We start from the raw sequence: 19,469 nt of genomic DNA, 5'->3' as shown, positions 1-19,469 counted from the left end.
GACAAGGGGCGCCGCCGAGCCTAACGCGCGGCCGGGGCCGTTAGGGTGCGGCCGCATGGTGCACGTACTGAGCGGCAGGACCCTGCTGCGTCCCACGGATCCGGAGCGCTCCCGCGCCTTCTACGGCGAGGCGCTGGGCCTCGCCGTCCACCGCGAGTTCGGCACGGGCCCCGAGCGCGGCACCGTCTACTTCCTGGGCGGCGGCTTCCTCGAACTCTCCGGGCGGTCCGAGACCCCGCCATCGCCCGGCCTCCAGCTCTGGCTCCAGGTCGCGGACGTCCGTGCGGCGCACGCGGAACTGGCGGAGCGCGGCGTCGAGGTGCTGCGCCCGCCGGTCCAGGAGCCGTGGGGCCTGATCGAGATGTGGATCGCGGACCCGGACGGCGTCCGGATCGTCCTCGTCGAGATCCCGCGCGACCACCCGCTCCGCTACCGCCCCGGCATCTGAGGCGGGCCCAGTAGGACGCGGATGTCGACCGTCATCAGGAGCTCCCCCCGGAGCATCCCGCCGCGCCTGGATCCCACGCCGGCCATTTACTCTGTGTGAAGCACGTCACACGAGCAATCCATCCGGGATGCAGGGGTACAAGGCCACGGGTACGGTCCGCAGAAGATCTTCCACAGCCCTGACAGGCCCGAAGGCCCAGCACCCGACGGGCCCGACAGCCCTGAAGTCGATCTCCAACAGCCCAGGAGAGACATCACATGGCAGCTCCCCGGATCCTCATCGTCGGCGGCGGTTTCGCCGGCATGGAGTGCGCTCACAAGCTGGAGAAGAAGCTCTCGCCGCACGAGGCGGAGCTGCGGCTGATCAGCCCAATGGACCACCAGCTGTATCTGCCGTTGCTCCCGCACGTCGCCTCCGGAGTGCTCACTCCGCAGTCGGTGGCCGTGCCGCTGCGCCGGATGCTGCGCCGCACCTCGATCGTGCCGGGCGGCGCCGTCGGCATCGACCCGAAGGCCAAGGCCGTGGTCGTACGGAAGATCAACGGCGAGGAGGTCGTGGAGCGCTACGACTACCTGGTCCTGACCCCCGGCAGTGTCACGCGGCAGTTCGACATCCCCGGCGTCGACAAGCACGCGGTGGGCGTCAAGACGCTCGCCGAGGCCGCCTGGATCCGCGACCACGTCATCTCCCAGCTGGACCTGGCCGCGGCGAGCTCGAACCGTGAGGAGCGCGAGCAGCGGCTGCAGTTCGTGGTGGTCGGCGGCGGGTACGCGGGCGTGGAGACGGCCGCGTACCTCCAGCGGCTGACGTGTGCCGCCGTCAAGCGGTACCCGGGCCTGGACGTGTCGCAGATCAAGTGGCACGTCGTGGACGTCGCCCCGAAGCTCATGCCGGAGCTGGGCGAGCGGCTCGGCGACAAGGCGATGGAGATCATGCAGCGCCGGGGCGTGAACGTCTCGCTCGGCGTGTCCGTGGCGAAGGCGACCGAGGACACCGTCACACTCACCGACGACCGCGTCCTGCCGTGCCGCACGCTGATCTGGACCGCGGGGGTCGCGCCCAGCCCGCTCATCGCGACGCTCGGCGCCGAGACGAACCGGGGACGGCTCGTCGTCAGGGCCGATCTGACGGTCCCCGGGCTCGACGGCGTCTTCGCGCTCGGCGACGCGGCGGCCGTCCCGGACGTCGTCAAGGGCGGCGACGCGATCTGCCCGCCGACCGCGCAGCACGCCATGCGCCAGGGCTGGGCCGCCGCGAAGAACGTCCTCGCGTCGCTGCGCGGCCTGCCGCTCGCCGACTACCGACACAAGGACATGGGCCTGGTCGTCGACCTGGGCGGCATCCAGGCGGTGTCGAAGCCGCTGGGCGTGCAGCTGACGGGACTGCCCGCGCAGGTCGTGGCGCGCGGCTACCACCTGGGCGCCCTGCGCACGGTGACCGCCCGCTTCCGAACGGCCGCCAACTGGGGGCTCAACGCGCTCGCAGGCGACGACTACGTACGCACCGGCTTCCAGGCCCAACGGCCCGCCACGCTCAAGGACTTCGAGATGACCGACGCGTATCTGACGCCGGAGGAGATCAGGGAGCGAGTGGCGGCCTGACCCGCCTCAGCCCCGGCGCACGCCGAGCCGGCCCTCCAGCTGGGCGAGCAGCTCTCCCAGAAGACCGCTCAGTTGGCCCTGTCCGGCTCCGTCGAGCACGGAGAGCACGACGGTCTCGTACGCCAGCTGTTCCGGCAGGATCGCGTCGACGAGGTCACGTCCGGCGCCGGTCAGGCCGACGTGGGCGACCCGGCGGTCCCGCGCGTCGGCGCGCCGCTCGACCAGCTCCCGCTCCTGGAGGGACTTGAGGCGCTTGGTGACGGCGGCGCCGGAGGAGAACGTCTCGCGGGCCAGCTCGCCGGGCGTGAGTTCGTGCCCCGTCCGGCGCAACGCCCCGAGCAGGTCGAACTCGGCGCGGGTCAGGCCCGCGCGGCGCAGCGGGGCGTCCTCGGCCTGCTGGAGGAGGGCCGCGCAGCGGTTGATGCGGCCGATGACCTCCATGGGCCCGGTGTCGATGTCGGGCCGCACCGCCTGCCACTGCCGCACCACCGCGGCCACGGTGTCTCCACCGGGGCCGGTCACCACCGGGCCGTTCTCCGTCGTCATGCTCGTGCGCCCTCCCAGGCGTCGGCGGCTCCCTCGCGGGGCCGCGTCCCCTGACCGTTCTCACCGCGCTGACCAGTGGGCCGGCGGACCATCGCCGCGAGCGTACGGTGTCCGGCGCGCTCGGCGTCGAGCACCCGCTGTTCGGGCAGGGCGCGCTGCCACCATTCGCCGGCCGCCGCGTCGTCTGCGGCGCGCAGTTCGACGAGGGCGGCGGTGAGCCGGCGCCGCGCGGGTTCGGGCGCGGCCGCCCCCGCGAGCGCGGCCTCGGCGTGCTCCCTGGCCCGGTCGGTGGCCTCGATGGCCCGCTCCATGTGGTCGGCGGCGCGCCGGTTGGTGACGAGGATCGCGGCCGCGACGCCGAGGGCGGCGCCGACGAGGGTGTCCACGACCCGGTCGAGGATCAGCTCGCCGGGCTGCTGGAAGCGCGCGAACTCGGTGACGAGCAGCGCCATCGGTGTCACGCACACGCTGCCGAGCCAGTAGTTGCGGGTGATCAGCGCCTCCGCCCCGAAGGCGAGGACCAGGCAGCTCACCACGAGCTCGGCGTGGCCCAGATGCGCGAAGGGCGCGATGGCGGCGAAGGCGAACACCCCGATGAGGTTGCCGACCACGCGCTGCACGCCCCGGTTCCAGGTGAGGGTGAGGTTGGCCTGGTAGAGGGAGGCCGCGGTGACCAGCGCCCAGTAGGGGCGGCCGATGCCGAGGGCGAGCGAGGCGTATCCGGCGAGGGCGCAGCCGACGGCGGTGCGCAGCGCGATGGGCAGCAGCGGTGAGCCGGGGGCGAGCCGCCGCCACAGCGGGACCTTCGGCCCGGCGAGTTCGGCGTCCAGGCCGAGGAGTTCGTCGTCCTCGCCGGGGTGTACGCCGCGGGGGCGCGGGACGGCGCCCGTGCCGCGCAGTCCGGCCGCCCAGGAACGGAGCGCGGCGGGGTCGGCCGCGGCGGGCGCGGCGAGGGCTTCCTCGGCGCGGACGACGAGCCGGCACAGGGCGCGCCGGGCGGCGGTGGTGCGGGCGCCGGTGGCGAGCAGCGACTGCCAGGCGGCGTGCACGGCTCCGACCGCTGCGGCACGGGCCCGCTGGGCGCCGGGGCCGAGGGTGTCGGGGCCGACGGCTTCGGGGCCGGGGGTGTCGGCGCGTACGGCCTCCGCGTACGCGGCGGCGCCGTGCAGGGCGCGCGCGGTGGCCCGGCGCTCGGGCCCGTGCGGCCGCACCAGGGCGGGCGCCATGCCGACGAGCCAGGCCATCGCGCCACCGGCGAGGGTCAGCGCGAGGTGGCCGGGGACCTGGCCCGGGCTCTGCGGCGCGAAGAGGGTCGCCGAACTGATGAAGGTGAAGATCAGGTGCCCGGGCGGTCCGACGCGGGTGGCGTCGCAGAGCGTCTTCTGTGCGGCGGCGAGCAGCGCGCCGACCGCGACGAGGATCGCGGCGGAGCTCGTCAGCGAGGCGGTGACCAGGGCGACGGCGACGCTCGCGGTCATGCCCGCGACGACCCCGGCGAGGACCCGCGCGCGGGCGGCGTAGGGGAAGTTGTGGGCGTACAGGGCGCAGAACGAGCCGGCCATCGTGTACATCACCAGGTCGAGCCGCCCGAGGGCGAGCAGCGTCAGGTTCGGTATCCCGGTGGCCACGACCACGCTGCTCGCGGGCTTGAACCAGATGTCGGACGGCTTGCCCGGGCGCAGCACACCGGCGAGCGGGAGCCGGCGGACGCGGACGGGGCGGAGGGGCGGGTGGTGCGGGGACGGGTGCGGGTTCGCGGGCGGCGGCGTACTGCTCATACCCAAAAGGTTAGCAAGTGTTTTACTCGCAAACTACCTGGATCCAAAGCACCCGAAGCGCCCCCTGGCCGCTACCCCGCGCTCCCCCCGCACCCCTGTGCGCTCGCGTACGGCCCCGCGGACCCGGGCATCGACCCGACGAACACCGTCTACAGGGGGAGGGTGCGGTGCACGGACCGGCACACGCCGCCTGGCTGCTCGTCGCGCTGTGCGCGGCGACCGGGGCCTACTGCCTGCTGCGGATGCGCAGCCGGATCGAGGAACAGCGCCGCACAGCGGGCGGCGAGGCGCTCATGGGGTTCGGGATGGCGGTGATGGCCGTGCCCGCGGCCGTGGTCGCGCCGCCGCGGTGGGCGTGGCTGGTCTACGCCGGGGTGTTCGGCGTGGCCGCGCTGCACACCGTGTGGGCGGCCCGCGCCGGCCGCCACCACCTCCACCATCTGGTCGGCGCGTCCGCGATGGTCTACATGTCGGTGGCGATGGCCGCGGCGCCCGGCGCGCACGCGGGGCACGGTGGCACCGGCGTCCCGCTCCTGACGGGTGCGCTTCTGCTCTACTTCGCCGGGTATGTGCTGTGGTCGGGCGCGCGGCTGGCGCCCCGGGCGGTCGCCTCGGCGGCGGGCGGCCCCGCCGTGCTGGGGTGGGCGGACCGCTCCGAGGTGGCGCTGGCGTGCCGCCTTTCGATGGGGATAGGGATGGTGGCGATGCTGCTCACGCTGTAGACGGGCGGCCGCGCCGGCAACGTGAGGTCACCGCTCGATCAGCGGGGCCAGCGCGGTGAGGCTGTCGATCCGCCAGTCCACCGCGTCGGCGACCGCCGGGTCGTCCGCCCAGTAGTGCCCCCACGGGCCGCGGCGGATGTGCGCCGCGAGCAGCCCCGCCCGCTTGGCGGGGAACGTGTCGTGGGCGGGATGGTCGCCGACGTACAGCGTCTCCTGGGGTGCGGCCTGCGCCACTTCGAGCACCCGGGTGAAGAAGGCGGGGTCCGGCTTGGCCACGCCCCAGTCGCCCGAGGTGACGATGAGGTCGGCGGGCAGGTCGAGGTCGCGCAGGAGCTCGGCGGCGCGCGGCGTCCCGTTTCCGGCGACGACGACGCGGACGCCCAGCTTCTGGAGACCGCCGAGGGCCGGCCGCACGTCCGCGTAGAGGTCGGCCTCGCTCAGATGCTCGCCCCGGCCGGCGGTCTCCCGTGCGTGGTGGGCGGAGGCGATGTCCATGTCCGGGCTGACGAACCGCAGCGCGTCGGCGCCGTCACCGCCCTGCGCGACGACGGCGCCGACGAGCGCGGAGAGGGTGTGGCGCGGCACCTGCAGCCAGTCCGCCCAGGCTGCCCAGTAGCGGTCGTCTTTGGTGAGGGTCTCCCCCACGTCGAACACGATGGTCTCGATCACCGTCCGCACACTAACGCCGCCGTGGCACGGGAGCCGTGGTCGTCACTCGTACGTGAGATACACCCGTGTCGGCCGTGGCGTGCGTCACTTGGCCCGGCAGCCCATACCCTCGGGTAGGCCAACCCTCATAGGCTGGGCGGCATGATGGTCCCCGTCGCGCTGTTGCTGCTGGGCGCCCTGACCGCTGTCGTCGCCCCCCGGATGCTCGCGCGGGCCGACTGGCCGGAGCGCGAACCCGTGGTCGCGCTGTGGGTCTGGCAGTGCGTCGTGGCGGGTGTCCTGCTCTGCTGCGCGCTCTCGATGACCCTGAGCGCCGCCGCCGCGTGGCAGGCCGTGCGCGGCCACGTCTTCGCTCCCGCGCCGCACGGCGTGGTCGAGGCGTACGCCCTCCAGGCGCCCGGCCCCTGGGCCGCGGCGACCGCCGTGGCGCTGGCGTGCGGGGGCGTGTGGACGGCGGTCATGCTGACCCGTGAGGTTGCCCGGGCGCGCGCGCGGCGGGCCGGACGGCGGTCCGAACTGCTCGTACGTTCACCGCTGTTGCCCGGCGAGGAGCCCGGCGGCAACCGTCTCGTCGTCCTCGAGGGTGAGCGGCCCGACGCCTGGTGGCTGCCGGGCCAGGCTCCCCAACTGGTCATCACCACGGCCGCGTTGCGTCGCCTGAAGGGCCGTCAGCTGGACGCCGTCCTTGCCCACGAGCAGGGCCACGCGCAGGCCAGGCACGACTGGCTGCTGCACTGCTCGGGTGCGCTGGCCGTCGGGTTTCCGCAGGTGCGGGTGTTCGCGGCGTTCCGCGCGGAGATGCACCGCCTGGTGGAGCTCGCCGCCGACGACGTGGCGTCGCGCCGCTTCGGCCGTCTGACGATCGCCCTCGCCCTGGTCGAACTCAACGAGGACCGCGGCGTGTTCGGCCCCTGCCCGACCCACCACGCGCACGTCCCGCAGCGCGTGCACCGCCTGCTCTCCGCCCGTCCGCGCCTCACCGCGGCACGCCGGCTGCGGCTGACGGCGACGGCGGCGCTCGTGCCGGTCATCCCCGTTCTGGTCACGTTCGTACCGGGCCTGCGCGCACTGGGCTGAGAGCCCGCCGTGAACCCCCGATTACGCCCCGACGTCACGGGCAGACGGGACTTCCGACACGGCCCTCCGGGATGGCCCCCGTCCCGCTCCGTCGGCGAGGATCATTCCATGTACTCCGCGCCCACCGACTCCCCGACCCGACCGTCCGGCCCCCGTGCCGCCCGTGCCGCCGCGGCTCTCGGCGTGCCTTCGCTCCTGCTGCTCCTGCTCGTCGGAGTGGAGTGGCGGCCGCTGCTCTCGCTCGACGACGACATCGCGCACACCACGCACCGCTGGGCGGTGGACGACCCGGACACCACCCGGGTCAGCCGCGTCCTCACCGACTGGGTGTGGGACCCATGGACAATGCGCGCCCTCGTCGCGGTGGTGGTGATCTGGCTCGCGGTGCGGGGCGCCCGGTGGCTCGCGCTGTGGATCACCGGCGCCTGCCTGATCGGGGCGGCGGTGCAGCAGGGCCTCAAAGCGGCACTCGACCGGCCGCGCCCGGTGTGGCCGGACCCGGTGGACTCCGCGCACTACGCGGCGTTCCCGTCGGGCCACGCGATGACGGCGGCCCTCGTCTGCGGTCTGCTCCTGTGGCTGCTGCGCGTGTACGGTGCGGGCCCCGCCCTGTGGCGCACCGGCCTGGCGCTCGCCGTGCTCTCCGTCGCCGGAGTCGGCCTGACCCGGATCTGGCTCGGTGTGCACTGGCCGTCGGACGTCGTGGGCGGTTGGCTGCTCGGCGCCCTGACGGTGGCGCTGACCGTCGCGACGTACGCGTACGGACCCGGCAGGCGCGCCACCGGCGAGGAGGCGTGACCGCGCACTCATCGACGCTTTGGAGGCTCCGCACATGACGATCAAGGGCGTGCTCTTCGACTTCTCCGGGACCCTGTTCCGGATCGAGTCGGCGGAGTCCTGGCTGCGGACCGTGCTCGGCGAGCTCGAAGTGGCGCTGCCCGACGCGGAGTCGGGGCCGATCGCCGCGGCGCTGGAGCGGGCCGGCGCGCTGCCCGGCGGGGCGCACCCCGTCTCCGTGCCCGGGCACCTCGCCGCGCTGTGGGCCGTCCGCGACCGGAGCGCGGAGCAGCACCGCGCCGCGTACACCGGCCTCGCCCGCGAGGTGCCGCTGCCGGACCCGCGACTGTACGACGCGCTGTACGACCGGCACATGGCGCCTCCCGCGTGGCAGCCCTACGCCGACGCGAGGGAGGTGCTGGCCGCGCTGCGGGAGCGGGGCATCGGTGTCGCGGTGGTCAGCAACATCGGCTGGGATCTGCGGCCCGTCTTCCGCGCCCATGGGCTCGACCCGTACGTCGACGCGTACGTCCTCTCGTACGAGCACGAGATCCAGAAGCCCGACACGCGCCTGTTCGCGCCGGCCTGTGAGGCGCTCGGGGCCGATCCGCGGGAGACCCTCATGGTCGGCGACGACCGGCGGGCCGACGGCGGCGCGGCCAGTCTGGGGTGCGCGGTGCACTTCGTCGACCATCTGCCGGTGGACCGTCGCCCGGACGCACTGCGGCCCGTGCTCGACCTCGTCGGATGAGGGGTCCGCGGCCCTCGGAGAGCGCGCGTCGGCAGCCCGCGCGCACGCCTGTGGGCAGGCAACACTCCCCCGCAGTGCTGCCTGCCCCAGGCTCCAGCGACCCGCGCGGAATCCCTCTCGAGACTCCGCCTCGGGACGCACTGAGTATATTGGCTCGGAGCCAGTCAACGCAGGAGTTACAGAATGTCCCCGCGTAGCCCATCGGTCAATGAAGAATTGCGCAGACGTTCCCGGGAGCGGCTGCTGCAGGCCACTGTGGAGCTCGTGGGCCAGCGGGGCTACGAGGCCACGACGCTCGGCCACATCGCGGACCGGGCGGGCGCCGCCCGCGGCCTGGTCTCGTACTACTTCCCCGGCAAGCGCCAGCTGCTGCAGTCCGCGGTGCACCGGCTGATGCACCGCACGCTGGAGGCGGCGCTGGAGCGGGAGCCGCGCACCGACGACGGGCACGAGCGGATGGCGCGGGCCGTCGACGCGATCCTGGGGCTCGCCCGTGACGAGCCGCTGCTCATGCGCACGCACATGGCGGGCATCCTGCAGGCCGAGGGTTTCGTGCAGTGCCCCGAGCAGCAGCGGCTCGCGGAGCTGCTGCGCGACACCGTCGTGCGCTACGGATCGCACGACGTCGAGCGGGACTATCCGCTGCTGCGGGCGCTTTTGATGGGCGCGGTCTTCGCGCTGCTCATTCCCGGGGCGCCGATGCCGCTGGCGACGCTGCGGGCCGAGCTGTTCCAGCGGTACGAGCTCGACTGGAAGCTCGGGGTCCCGCCGGGCGGCGCACCGCCCGGCGGGACCTCCCTGGTCAGTCGAAGTAGTCCGGCTGCGTCTGGACGTTGAGCTCGTGCATGCGGACCCGCTGCGCGGGGTCCGTCCGCTTGTCGTTGATCTTCAGGACGTCGAGGCCCTTGGCCATGTCGTTCGAGTAGACCCGGCCGTTGTAGTAGTACGCCGACCAGGAGCCACCGGTGGTGATCTTGTCGGTGGTCAGCGGGCCGCGCTCGAAGTAACCGATCTCCTTGGGCTTATTGGAGTCGGTGAAGTCCCAGACGGAGACGCCGCCCTGGTACCAGGCCTGGACCATGAGGTCCTTGCCCCTGACCGGGATCAGCGAGCCGTTGTGGGCCACGCAGTTCTCGGTGTCCGCCTGGTGGCGGGGGATCTTGAAGTAGCTCTTGAAGACCAGCTTGCGCTTGTCGCCCTTGCCCTGGATGTCGTAGATGCCGTTGGCGCCGCGCTCGGGGCCGGTGGCCTCGTTGCAGGTGGCGCCGGAGCCGCCGCCGAGCTCGTCGGTGAAGACGACCTTGTTGGCCTTCTGGTTGAAGGTCGCCGAGTGCCAGAACGCGAAGTTGGCGTTGTCCTGGACCTGGTCGATGATCTTCGGGTTCTCCGGGTCCTTGATGGAGAAGAGGATGCCGTCGCCCATGCAGGCGCCCGCCGCGAGGTCCTTGGAGGGCAGCACGGTGATGTCGTGGCAGCCGGTGGTCTTGGAGACGCCCGGGTTGGTGGGCCCGCCCGGGTTGCCGCCGCCGTCGGGTCCCTCACCGGGGAAGAGCACCGGGAAGTTCACGACCGCGGCCTTCTGCGGGGCCTTGCGCGGCACCTTGATGACGGAGATGCCGTCGTGCGGCGGCTTGCAGTCGGGGAAGGTGGCGTTCGGGGAGTACGAGGAGACGTACACGTAGACGTTCCTGCGCTCCGGCACCAGCGTGTGCGTGTGCGAGCCGCAGGCGGTCTCGACGGCGGAGACGTACCTGGGGTTCGACTTGTCGCTGATGTCGAAGATCTTCATGCCCTCCCAGGAGGACTTCTCCGTCGCGGGCTGCGTGGTGCTGTTGCAGGAGTCGTCGCTGCGCGAGGAGTCCGTGGAGAGGAAGAGCAGGTTGCCGGCGACGGAGATGTCGTTCTGCGAACCCGGGCACAGGACCTGCGAGACCGTCCTGGGGGCCTTCGGGTTGCTGATGTCGAAGATCCGGAAGCCGTCGTAGTTGCCGGCGAAGGCGTACTTGCCCTGGAACGCGATGTCGGAGTTGGTGCCGGGCAGCGCGTCCTTGGGGATGTTGGCCAGGTGCTCGATGTTGTCCGAGTGGACGACCTCGTCGGGCGCGGGTATCTCGCCGCGTTCGATGGCCTCCCTGGTCTGGGCGGCGTCGCTCTTGGAGACGCTCTTGGGGGCTGCGGGGGTGTCACCGGGATCGGGGACGGCTCCCGCGGGCGCCGCGGTCAGCAGCGCGGCCAGCAGTCCGGCCGCGGCCGTGCCGACAGCCAGGCGTCTGCGCCGGGTTCGGGGGTTGCTCAACAGGGTCACTGTGTCCTCCCTAGTCGCCGTTCGCAGTTGAACGGTTCACGGACACCCGCAGTATCGTTCTCATCATGCTCAGATCAACAGAGGGAGGCGGACTCGTAACGAGAGTTTCCGGTCCCGAATGCTCATTCGCGTGCTAGGACGGACCCCAACTCGCCCGTGTGCCACAGGAGGTCGCTGTGCTCAACCGTCGTACGTCCGCCGTCACCTCACTCATGGCCGCCGCGCTTCTCGTACTCGCGGGGTGCGACTCCGACACGGGCGGCGGGGGCGGATCCGGTGCCAAGGCCAAGGCGTCACCGGAACCTTCGGTGATCGCGCCGGGCAGGCCGGGTGAGACCGCGGCGACGCTGTCCGCGAAGGACGCCGCGGAGCAGAGATCCGAGGACGACTCCCCCAACACGGCCGACTTCACCTACACGCAGATGATGATCGTGCACCACGGCCAGGCCCTGAAGATGACCGAACTCGCCCCGAAGCGTGCCGAGTCGAGCCGGGTGAAGCGGCTCGCGTCGCGCATCAGCGCCGCGCAGGGTCCGGAGATCGGCGCGATGAAGGGCTGGCTGAAGAAGCACGGCGGCCCGCGCGAGCACGCGGGGCACGACCACGCGACGATGCCGGGCATGGCCAGCGGCGCGCAGCTGAAGCAGTTGCGCGCCGCGAAGGGCAAGGCGTTCGACCAGCTCTTCCTGAAGCTGATGATCACCCACCACAGCGGGGCGGTCACGATGGCCACGGATGTGCTCTCCGAGGGCAACAACATCCAGGTCGAGGAGATGGCGAACGACGTCGTGGCACAGCAGTCGAGCGAGATCAGCAGGATGCGGGAGATGGACTGACCGGATGGCCGGATGGGGTGAACGCGCACGGACGGCCGCACACCCCTGACATCGTGCGGCCCTCGGTGCGATCCTGAAACCGTCCCGGGCGCGCCTCGCGGAAGGAGCACCACAGTGCTGCAGGTCGCCGTCGTCGGTTCGGGCCCCAGCGGGGTGTACGCCGCACAGTCCCTCGTCCAGCAGGACCGCGTGCCGGACGTGCGGGTCGACGTGCTCGACCGGCTGCCCTGCCCGTACGGCCTGGTGCGCTACGGGGTCGCGCCGGACCACGAGAAGATCAAGTCCCTGCAGAACAACCTGCGCACGGTCCTCGAACACGACCGCGTCCGCTTCCTCGGCTCCCTCGAGATCGGCCCCGGCGGCCTCCCTCCTGCCCGGCTGCTCGGCCTCTACCACGCGGTGGTCTACTGCGTGGGCGCGGCGACGGACCGCAGGCTCGGGGTGCCCGGCGAGGATCTGCCGGGCAGCTACTCGGCGACCGAGTTCGTCTCCTGGTACAGCGCGCATCCGGACGCGCTGGCGGGCGGGTACGCGCAGGACGCGTTCGTACAAGGCGTGGAGTCCGCCGTCGTCATCGGCGTCGGCAACGTCGCGGTGGACGTCGCCCGCATGCTGGTCCGCGGCGCCGCCGAACTGCTCCCCACCGACATGCCGGACGCGGCGCTCGGCGTGCTCGCGGGCAGCGGGGTGCGCGAGGTGTCCATGGTGGGGCGGCGCGGGCCCTCGCAGGCCCGGTTCACCACCAAGGAGCTGCGGGAGCTCGGCGCGCTGCCGGACACCGAAGTCGTGGTGGACCCGGCCGAGTTGGCGCTCGACCCCGCCTACAACGACCCATCGGGGCTGCCCGCCGCGAGCCGCCGCAATGTGGAGGTGCTGCGCGGCTGGGCCGAGCACCCCGCGCGGGGCCCGGCCCGGCGGCGGCTCAGGCTCCGCTTCTTCCTGCGGCCGGTCTCCCTGACGGCGGGGGCGGCGGGCCGAGTCGCCCTGACCCGGTTCGAGCGCACGCTGCCGGACGGCCGGGGCGGGGTGACGGGTTCCGGGCAGTACGAGGACATTCCCGCGCAGCTGGTGCTCCGCTCGGTCGGCTACCGCGGAGTGCCCCTGGAGGGGCTGCCGTTCGACGCCGGGCGAGGCACGGTGCCGCACGCGGCGGGACGGGTGCTGCGCGACGGGGTGCCATCACCGGGCGAGTACGTGGCGGGGTGGATCAAACGCGGCCCGACCGGCGTCATCGGCACGAACCGCCCGTGCTCCAAGGAGACGGTCCAGTCCCTGCTGGACGACGCCCCGGCCCTCGCCCGGAAGCAGCTCCCGGAGGATCCTCTGACGGCCCTGCAGGCGGAGGGCCTGCGTCCGGTCGAGTGGCCGGGCTGGCTGGCCATCGAGCGCGCGGAGGCCGCCCTCGGCCGCTCCCTCGGCCGGGGCGTGGTGAAGATCCCGGACTGGGAGGGGCTGCGGGCGGCGGCGCGGGAAGTGCGGGGCTAGCGGGTGGACCAGGGGCTGGCGGCGGTGGTCGCCGGGGCTGCGGGGCTCGTCGGGGCGGTGCTCGGCGCCTGGCTGGGAGGACGGGCGGCGACGGAGGGGACGCGGCTCGGGGCGTCCATCGCGGCCGCGGAGTCGCACGCGCTCTGGGTGCGGCAGGAGCGTACGAAGGCGTACGACCAGGTGTGCACGGCCTACTCGGCCATCGGCGTGCGCCTGTACCCCGTCTACGCCGCCGTCTGCCGGGGTGAGCTCCCCACCGCCGAGCAGGAGGAAGCGGCGCTGCGGGCGGTGGGCGAACTCGCCGGCAGCTGCTCGGGGACCGTGTCGTTCCTGGGCACTCCGGTCATCGCGAGCGCCGCGCAGGGCGTGGTCGATCAGTGCGACCGGTTCGAGATGGAGCTGAGGCCGTTCCTGGCCGCCCTGCGGGCCGGGACGCTGCCGGTCACCGAGGAGTCCTTCGGGGACCGGCTCAATGCGCACATCGACGCCCTGCGGGGCGCCCGGAACACATTGACGGACGAGTTCCGGGGGGTGCTGCTGCACGACGGCGCGGCGGCCGGCCCGGAGGGCGGCTAAATACCGGACGGCGTCCTCGCGGCGGGCGGCTCCCTGCAGGTGACTCAGCCCGCTTCGCCGAGCCGGTCGGCCTGGCGGGCCGCCGCGGCCAGGACGCTGTCGAGCAGGCCCGGGAAGAGCGCGTCCAGGTCGTCGCGGCGCAGCACGTTCAGCTTGGCCGTGCCGCGGTAGATCTGCCGGATGACGCCGCTCTCGCGCAGCACCCGGAAGTGGTGGGTGCAGGTGGACTTGGTGACGGGCAGCTCGAAGTAGGAGCAGGAGAGCCCGGCCGCGCCCTCCTCCCGGGCCAGCTCCCGGACCACCAGCATCCGCATCGGATCGGCGAGGGCGTGCAGCACGGCTTCGAGGCGGATCTCCGGGGGCTCGGGGTGGGCGAGCGTCCTGCTGCTCGCGCTGCCGGTCGCGGCGGCGGTCGTCATGGCGGCTCCACTTCGTCCTGTGCGCCCCGGGCGCTTGACCCCGGGCGATCCCTGCGCACCATTGTACGAGAGCCATCGTAGTTTGACATCCGCCGTACTACGAGGTCTATCGTACGAGGAGCACATCAGCCCCGACGAATGGGAGCCCGCCATGAGCGCGCTGTTCGAGCCCTACACCCTGCGATCGCTGACCATCCCGAACCGGGTGTGGATGCCCCCGATGTGCCAGTACTCGGCGGCCCCCGAGGGGGCCGGGGTGGGCGCCCCGCAGGACTGGCACTTCGCCCACTACGCGGCGCGCGCCACCGGCGGCACCGGCCTGATCATCGTCGAGGCCACCGCGGTCAGCGCCGAGGGCCGCATCAGCCCGTACGACCTGGGCATCTGGAACGACACCCAGGTCGAGGCGTTCCGCCGCATCACGGACTTCCTGAAGAGCCAGGGCACCGTCCCGGCGATCCAGCTCGCCCACGCGGGCCGCAAGGCGTCCACCGACCGGCCTTGGAAGGGCGGCGCCCCGGTCGGCGCCGACGAGTTCGGCTGGCAGCCGGTCGCGCCCAGCGCGGTCGCCTTCGACGACCGGCACCCCGTGCCGACGGAGCTCACCGTCGAGGAGATCCACGAGGTCGTGCGGCAGTTCGTGGACGCCGCGCGGCGCGCGCTGGACGCGGGCTTCGAGGTCGCCGAGCTGCACGGCGCCCACGGGTACCTGATCGGCGAGTTCCTCTCCCCGCACAGCAACAGGCGCACCGACGCGTACGGCGGCTCGTACGAGAACCGCACGCGCTTCGCGCTCGAGGTCGTCGACGCCGTACGGGCCGTGTGGCCCGAGGACAAGCCGCTGTTCTTCCGCATCTCCGCCACCGACTGGCTGGAGGAGGCCGGCTGGACGGCGGACGACACCGTCCGCTTCGCCACCGAGCTCAAGGAGCACGGCATCGACCTGCTCGATGTCTCCACGGGCGGCAACGCGGCGGGCGTCAAGATCCCCGTCGGACCCGGCTACCAGGTCCCGTTCGCGGCGCGCGTGAAGGCCGAGACGGAGCTGCCGGTCGCCGCGGTCGGCCTGATCACCGAGGTGGAGCAGGCCGAGAAGATCCTCGCCAACGGCGAGGCGGACGCCGTCCTGCTGGGCCGGGAGCTGCTGCGCGACCCCTCGTGGGCGCGGCGCGCGGGCCGCGAACTCGGCGCCGAGGTGCACGTGCCGGACCAGTACCACCGCTCCGTCTGAGAGCCGGTCTTTGAACCCCCGTCGTTCGCGCGGAGCGCGGGCGCAGCGGCGGATTGGGGCCTCCCCTGCTCGAGCGAAGCCGAGAGCTTGGGGAAGCGTGCGATCGCGTGCGGTGTCCCAGGTCATGTGGCGGAGCCACCTGTCCTGGGGCGCCGTGCGGCATGGGGGTCCCCCTGCTCGAGCGCAGCCGAGAGCTTGGGGGAGTGCGTGCCGGGCGTCGCTGCGCAGGCGGGGGTTCAAAGACAGGCTCTGAGAACACCGGCGTGTCAGCGGGGGCCTACTGGCCCCCGCACGACGTCTCGGTGAGCGCCTCGAACTCGTCGTCGGTGGGCTTGTACTGCTGCTCGTAGCCGGCGACGCGCTCGGTGATGCTCCTGAAATGCGCCTGGAAGGCGAGCGTCCACCGGGTGTCGAGGAAGCGCTTGAGGGCGCCGTTCAGCTTGCGGCAGTCCGCCTCGTGGCCCTCGCGCAGGCCGATTCCGTAGAACTGCTGTTTCTTGACGGTGATGTCGCGGACGACCTTCACGTCCTTCTTGTACCGCGGGTCCTGCGCGAAGCCCTCCAGGATGATTTTGTCGGTCCATACGGCGTCGAAGTTGCTCCGCGTGAGCTCCCTTACGCACGTTTTGTAGCTGTTGCGGAACTCGGCCACCACATTCGGGCCGAGCGCGTCGCGCACCGACTTCTTCGCCTTGTCGTCCTGCTCGCTCTCGGGATCGCCGGTGGACCCGCGCACGCTGCAGACCCGCTTGCCGTCGACGTCCGGCAGCCTCTCGATGCCCTCCTCGTCCTTGCGGACGAGCACACCCTGGTACGTCTTGAGGTAGGGGGCGGTGAAGTCGATCTTCTTGTCGCGGGGCGCCGTGATGGAGTACGTGGCCACCACCAGGTCCATGCTGCGCTCGCGCAGCACCTTCTCGCGGTTGCGGGACTGGACGTCCCAGTCCGCGGCCTTGAACCCGAGATCAGTGCTGAGGAACTGCACCAACTGCGCCTCGAACCCGGCGAAGTCGTCCTCCTCCTCGCTGCGCGTGCTGAAGCCCGGCTGCCCCTTCTTGACGGCGATGTTGAGCGTCTGCTTGTCGAAGAGGGACGCGGGTCCGCCGCCGGCTGAGCCGCCCGCACGGGAAGGCGAAGCGGAGCCTGACCCGTCACCGGAACCGCCGCCCCCACCACTGCAGGCTGCGACCAGGGTGGACAGGGAGAGGGCCAGCAGACATGTGGTGAGCAGCCGGGGCCGAAAGGCCGGGCGCGGCGCCGGGGTTCGGTGGGACGGGGACGGCGTTCCGGGCGACGGCGTGCTGAGTGACGGCGTTCTGGGCGATGGCGTGCTGGATGACGGTGGTCTGGGCGACGGCGTGCTGCCGGGCATGGGCACTCGCACTCTGGCACTCTCCTTGGGCTACCGGCGGTACTCCGCCTTCTCCAGCGTCAGCTCGACCTGGCAGTCCGGGCTGCCGACGAGCCGGATGTCGACCGTCACCTCGGAACCCGGGTCGTCGAGCGTGAGGGTCGTGGTGAGCGTCTCCTCCAGGTCGACGGGCGCCTTTGCCTCGACGTCCTTCCCCTGGAACCTCAGCTTTCCCATACGCAGACACGGAGATGCGCCCGCCGCACTGTCCCGTGCCGTGAACGACACCCTCAACTCGCCGTTGCCATCCGGCGGCGCTTTGACGTCGAGCCTCGCCGTCACGCCCGCGCCGAGGGTTCCGCCCGTCAGACGCGTGTCGTCCGTGACGTCGTCGGGCCGCGCCGCGAGGACCCACCACAGGACGCCGCCGAGAACGGCCGCCGTGGTGAACGCCGCGAGGAACGCCAGCAGATGCTGCGTCACTTCCTTGCGCTCGTCCCGACGCGCGTAGAGCGTCATGGCCGACACGTACGCGATGAATCCGCCGCCCGCGACGGTCAGAGCGGTCGCCGAGTCACCGATGACCGCGATGGCGACGAGGATGAGCATCAGTACGAGGTGCACGATGAACAGCACCGTGAAGTAGCGCCTGGCCTCGCGGTCCGGTCCCTCGGAGTCCGGCCTCTCGGGGCCCGTCGCGGACCCGCCGTCCCCACGCGGCGGAAGGGGTTTCGACTGCGCGTCCAAAGCAGAACCCCTCCCCCCGGACGAGCGGTACACACGGATGGCAAGGATGCCACAGAGAGTGATGTGGAGGGCATCAACTTGCGCACAGCCGCGGCCCGGACGCCCTGTTAGCCGCTCCCGGCCCTGGGCACCCGGGCACCGAATCTCATCCCGCATAAGAAACCTGCGTAAGAGGGGCGACGATGTCGACAGACCGGCTTCCGGAGCACGAACAGCGCGTCCTCGACGAGATGGAAGCGGCGCTGCGCAACGACCGCCGGCTCAAGACCCGCATGTGGGCCCTGCGCGCCAGGCGCCGCGTACACGCTGTCCTCACGCATACGCCGCGCCCGCTCACCGTGGCGTTCTTCGCCACCGTGTCCTGCACGCTCCTGGTCATCGGCATCCGCACCTCGGCGCCCGGCGTGATCTGGGCCTTCGCCTGCATGTGGCCGCTCACGCTGATCGGGTTCCTGCGGCTGCTGTGCCGGTGGACGGAGCCGTGAGCCGGGCGCGGCGGGTCCGTGCCCGGGCCGGGTTCAGCGGCGCAGCTTCACCCGGTCCAGGGCCGCGACGCCGAGGGCGGCCAGAGCGATCTGGATGAGCCACTCCCCCCAGTCCACGCCGTCGGTGTCGGCCACGCCCAGGCCCGCCGCCACGGCCGTGCCGATCAGCGCCGCCACGATGCCGACGACGATGGTCCACAGCAGGCCGATGCGCTGCCGCCCGGGTATGACGAGCCTGCCCAGAATGCCGATGACGGCGCCGATCAGAATCGCGCTGATGAGCCCCGAAATCTCCATCACTACCCCTTCGTCCGGGCCCTTGGTCGGGTCCATTCGTCACTGTGTTCGGACCAACCGAGTGCCCGTGTAAGAGCCGCGCAATCTCGGGCGCGGTGGCGCTCATTCAGGGATGGCGGCCAGCGTGAAGGAGTGCCCGGCGGGGTCGGAGTAAGTGCGGGTGTCCCGCGGCCCGTTGTTGTTCTTCGTGTCCACGGGCCGCGCACCGAGACCGACCGCTTCCCGCTCCGCCTCGTCCATGTCGTGCCGGCCCACCAGGATCCTCAGGTGTGCCTGCTGCGAGTCCTCCGGGCGGGGCCAGCTCGGCGGGATGTAGTCCCGCTCCCTGTGCACGGCCAAGCAGACCCCGTTCTCGTTGGTGATCTCCACGTAGTCGGGGTCCTTGCTCAACCGCACCTCGGCGCCCAGCAGTCCGGCGTAGAACTCGGCGAGGCTCTCGGGTTCCGAACAGTCCAGTACGAGCACGGCGTTCTTGTGGACGGTCATGGCGACCGGGTCCCCCGCCCCGTACCGCCCAAACAGCCGCCGGTTTCCGGGCTTTGGCCTTGGGCACCCGCGCGAGCATGGAGTTGTTGAGCACGGAGTTGTTGAGCATGGAGTGGCCGAAGAAGGCCGCCTGCACGGAAGAGGATCCGGACCTGTTCTTCCCCGTCGGCACGACGGGCCCCGCGGCACGGGAGACCGCCGCCGCCAAGCAGATCTGCGCCCACTGCGAAGTGAGGGTGCAGTGCCTGGCCTGGGCGCTCGAGGCAGGAGAGACCGGCGTGTGGGGCGGAACCTGCACGGAGGAGCGGGCGGACCTGCGGAGAAAGACGCGGTGGTCGCGGTCGGCGAGGTCGGCACGGGCGTCGCGGACGGCGCCGAAGACGCGACGTTCCCACTGACGCCACGCTGTCAGGGTGGCAGGGCCCCGGCGCCGCGTCGCCGGGGCCCTCGGCACCGCCCGCTCAGCCTGGGCCTTTGCGCCGGGCCACCTCACCCACGCGCGCCCGGACCCCCGCTCCCGAAGGCACCGCTGCTTCCCCTGTTCCAGCGTCGGCGGCGCTGGTCGTCGCTCCGCTTGGAGGCGACGTTGCCCGAACCCTTGAGCTGGTGAGGGGTCAACCTGCCGCCGTCACGCGGGACTTCGTCCGGCTCGCGGTGCTCCGTGACGGAGCCGACGGGACCGTCGGCGGGCAGCCTCGGCTGTTCCTGAGGCTCGGGTGGTCGTTGCTCCCTGCCGCGGGTCCGGATCCCGAACCACACGGCCCAGACCAGCAGGACGGCGATGCCCAGACCGGTCAGGAACGGGGCGAGACCGCCACCGGGCACGGCTGCAAGATGTTCCACGCTGAGATACGTCATGGGCGCCGGGTACCCCCGCCGTCC

Annotated in this window: 23 protein-coding genes; 13 read left to right on the top strand and 10 right to left on the bottom strand. The window is 72.2% G+C overall.

Features of this window, described 5'->3' with window-relative positions; all coding sequences use genetic code 11:
- The first annotated feature begins 55 nt into the window (after positions 1-55).
- Together ACI2L3_RS38175 and ACI2L3_RS38170 are read left to right on the top strand one after the other, a co-directional pair.
- Positions 56-448 (top strand): VOC family protein, encoded by a 393-nt coding sequence (locus ACI2L3_RS38175; protein WP_404757059.1) that lies wholly within the window; start codon positions 56-58, stop codon positions 446-448.
- A gap of 257 nt (positions 449-705) precedes the next feature.
- Complete coding sequence (locus tag ACI2L3_RS38170; protein ID WP_404757058.1) at positions 706-2,049, top strand: NAD(P)/FAD-dependent oxidoreductase; 1,344 nt, start codon at positions 706-708, stop codon at positions 2,047-2,049.
- Between the two features lie 6 nt (positions 2,050-2,055).
- On the opposite strand, the gene ACI2L3_RS38165 is transcribed toward ACI2L3_RS38170, so the two are convergent.
- Both ACI2L3_RS38165 and ACI2L3_RS38160 read right to left on the bottom strand, forming a co-directional pair.
- Positions 2,056-2,595 (bottom strand): MarR family winged helix-turn-helix transcriptional regulator, encoded by a 540-nt coding sequence (locus tag ACI2L3_RS38165; RefSeq protein WP_404757057.1) that lies wholly within the window; start codon positions 2,593-2,595, stop codon positions 2,056-2,058.
- Positions 2,592-4,373: an FUSC family protein gene (locus ACI2L3_RS38160; RefSeq protein ID WP_404757056.1), complete on the bottom strand. Its 1,782-nt coding sequence runs from the start codon at positions 4,371-4,373 to the stop codon at positions 2,592-2,594. The genes ACI2L3_RS38165 and ACI2L3_RS38160 overlap by 4 nt, the downstream gene beginning before the upstream one ends.
- A gap of 167 nt (positions 4,374-4,540) precedes the next feature.
- On the opposite strand from ACI2L3_RS38160, the gene ACI2L3_RS38155 reads away from it, so the two are divergent.
- Positions 4,541-5,095, top strand: coding sequence for a DUF5134 domain-containing protein (locus tag ACI2L3_RS38155; protein ID WP_404757055.1), 555 nt, complete (start codon positions 4,541-4,543; stop codon positions 5,093-5,095).
- Positions 5,096-5,122: 27 nt separating this feature from the next.
- On the opposite strand, the gene ACI2L3_RS38150 is transcribed toward ACI2L3_RS38155, so the two are convergent.
- The gene (locus ACI2L3_RS38150; RefSeq protein ID WP_404757054.1) at positions 5,123-5,764 is read right to left on the bottom strand and encodes an HAD family hydrolase; all 642 of its coding nucleotides are present in this window, start codon (positions 5,762-5,764) and stop codon (positions 5,123-5,125) included.
- 141 nt (positions 5,765-5,905) lie between these two features.
- Between ACI2L3_RS38150 and ACI2L3_RS38145 the strand changes: the two genes are divergently transcribed.
- The 4 genes from ACI2L3_RS38145 (at position 5,906) to ACI2L3_RS38130 (ending at position 9,206) form a co-directional block, all read left to right on the top strand.
- A complete protein-coding gene (locus tag ACI2L3_RS38145; RefSeq protein WP_404757053.1) occupies positions 5,906-6,841 on the top strand; it encodes a M56 family metallopeptidase in 936 nt (311 codons plus the stop codon).
- A 108-nt stretch (positions 6,842-6,949) separates the two neighbouring features.
- A complete protein-coding gene (locus ACI2L3_RS38140) occupies positions 6,950-7,639 on the top strand; it encodes a phosphatase PAP2 family protein (RefSeq protein WP_404757052.1) in 690 nt (229 codons plus the stop codon).
- A 34-nt stretch (positions 7,640-7,673) separates the two neighbouring features.
- A complete protein-coding gene (locus ACI2L3_RS38135) occupies positions 7,674-8,369 on the top strand; it encodes an HAD family hydrolase (protein WP_404757051.1) in 696 nt (231 codons plus the stop codon).
- A 183-nt stretch (positions 8,370-8,552) separates the two neighbouring features.
- Positions 8,553-9,206, top strand: a complete 654-nt coding sequence (locus ACI2L3_RS38130; protein ID WP_404757050.1) for a TetR/AcrR family transcriptional regulator — start codon at positions 8,553-8,555, stop codon at positions 9,204-9,206.
- On the opposite strand, the gene ACI2L3_RS38125 is transcribed toward ACI2L3_RS38130, so the two are convergent.
- Complete coding sequence (locus ACI2L3_RS38125) at positions 9,172-10,674, bottom strand: LVIVD repeat-containing protein (protein ID WP_404757049.1); 1,503 nt, start codon at positions 10,672-10,674, stop codon at positions 9,172-9,174. The genes ACI2L3_RS38130 and ACI2L3_RS38125 overlap by 35 nt on opposite strands.
- Before the next feature lie 212 nt (positions 10,675-10,886).
- On the opposite strand from ACI2L3_RS38125, the gene ACI2L3_RS38120 reads away from it, so the two are divergent.
- The 3 genes from ACI2L3_RS38120 (at position 10,887) to ACI2L3_RS38110 (ending at position 13,571) form a co-directional block, all read left to right on the top strand.
- Complete coding sequence (locus ACI2L3_RS38120) at positions 10,887-11,510, top strand: DUF305 domain-containing protein (protein ID WP_404757080.1); 624 nt, start codon at positions 10,887-10,889, stop codon at positions 11,508-11,510.
- Between the two features lie 114 nt (positions 11,511-11,624).
- Complete coding sequence (locus tag ACI2L3_RS38115; RefSeq protein ID WP_404757048.1) at positions 11,625-12,995, top strand: FAD-dependent oxidoreductase; 1,371 nt, start codon at positions 11,625-11,627, stop codon at positions 12,993-12,995.
- A 3-nt stretch (positions 12,996-12,998) separates the two neighbouring features.
- Positions 12,999-13,571 carry a hypothetical protein gene (locus ACI2L3_RS38110; protein ID WP_404757047.1) on the top strand — a complete coding sequence of 191 codons (573 nt, stop codon included), beginning with the start codon at positions 12,999-13,001 and terminating at the stop codon, positions 13,569-13,571.
- A 44-nt stretch (positions 13,572-13,615) separates the two neighbouring features.
- Here ACI2L3_RS38110 and ACI2L3_RS38105 read toward each other — a convergent pair whose 3' ends face one another.
- Positions 13,616-13,990, bottom strand: coding sequence for an ArsR/SmtB family transcription factor (locus ACI2L3_RS38105; RefSeq protein WP_404757046.1), 375 nt, complete (start codon positions 13,988-13,990; stop codon positions 13,616-13,618).
- Between the two features lie 151 nt (positions 13,991-14,141).
- Between ACI2L3_RS38105 and ACI2L3_RS38100 the strand changes: the two genes are divergently transcribed.
- A complete protein-coding gene (locus ACI2L3_RS38100) occupies positions 14,142-15,221 on the top strand; it encodes an NADH:flavin oxidoreductase/NADH oxidase (protein ID WP_404757045.1) in 1,080 nt (359 codons plus the stop codon).
- Positions 15,222-15,498: 277 nt separating this feature from the next.
- On the opposite strand, the gene ACI2L3_RS38095 is transcribed toward ACI2L3_RS38100, so the two are convergent.
- Both ACI2L3_RS38095 and ACI2L3_RS38090 read right to left on the bottom strand, forming a co-directional pair.
- The gene (locus tag ACI2L3_RS38095; RefSeq protein ID WP_404757044.1) at positions 15,499-16,605 is read right to left on the bottom strand and encodes a transporter substrate-binding domain-containing protein; all 1,107 of its coding nucleotides are present in this window, start codon (positions 16,603-16,605) and stop codon (positions 15,499-15,501) included.
- A gap of 18 nt (positions 16,606-16,623) precedes the next feature.
- The gene (locus ACI2L3_RS38090) at positions 16,624-17,319 is read right to left on the bottom strand and encodes a hypothetical protein (protein ID WP_404757043.1); all 696 of its coding nucleotides are present in this window, start codon (positions 17,317-17,319) and stop codon (positions 16,624-16,626) included.
- A gap of 182 nt (positions 17,320-17,501) precedes the next feature.
- Between ACI2L3_RS38090 and ACI2L3_RS38085 the strand changes: the two genes are divergently transcribed.
- A complete protein-coding gene (locus ACI2L3_RS38085; RefSeq protein ID WP_404757042.1) occupies positions 17,502-17,804 on the top strand; it encodes a DUF3040 domain-containing protein in 303 nt (100 codons plus the stop codon).
- A gap of 33 nt (positions 17,805-17,837) precedes the next feature.
- Here ACI2L3_RS38085 and ACI2L3_RS38080 read toward each other — a convergent pair whose 3' ends face one another.
- A complete protein-coding gene (locus tag ACI2L3_RS38080) occupies positions 17,838-18,101 on the bottom strand; it encodes a GlsB/YeaQ/YmgE family stress response membrane protein (RefSeq protein WP_404757079.1) in 264 nt (87 codons plus the stop codon).
- 102 nt (positions 18,102-18,203) lie between these two features.
- On the bottom strand, positions 18,204-18,587 hold the full coding sequence (locus ACI2L3_RS38075; protein ID WP_404757041.1) for a VOC family protein: 384 nt from the start codon (positions 18,585-18,587) through the stop codon (positions 18,204-18,206).
- Between the two features lie 107 nt (positions 18,588-18,694).
- Between ACI2L3_RS38075 and ACI2L3_RS38070 the strand changes: the two genes are divergently transcribed.
- A complete protein-coding gene (locus ACI2L3_RS38070; RefSeq protein ID WP_404757040.1) occupies positions 18,695-18,985 on the top strand; it encodes a WhiB family transcriptional regulator in 291 nt (96 codons plus the stop codon).
- A gap of 91 nt (positions 18,986-19,076) precedes the next feature.
- Here ACI2L3_RS38070 and ACI2L3_RS38065 read toward each other — a convergent pair whose 3' ends face one another.
- Positions 19,077-19,430: a DUF6479 family protein gene (locus ACI2L3_RS38065; protein ID WP_404757039.1), complete on the bottom strand. Its 354-nt coding sequence runs from the start codon at positions 19,428-19,430 to the stop codon at positions 19,077-19,079.
- Positions 19,431-19,469 lie beyond the last annotated feature (39 nt).

It is taken from the genome of Streptomyces sp. NPDC029674 (genome assembly GCF_044903205.1).
GTDB lineage: Bacteria > Actinomycetota > Actinomycetes > Streptomycetales > Streptomycetaceae > Streptomyces.
Note: the sequence above shows the minus strand (reverse complement) of the source record. Positions and strands in the feature narration are given on the sequence as shown.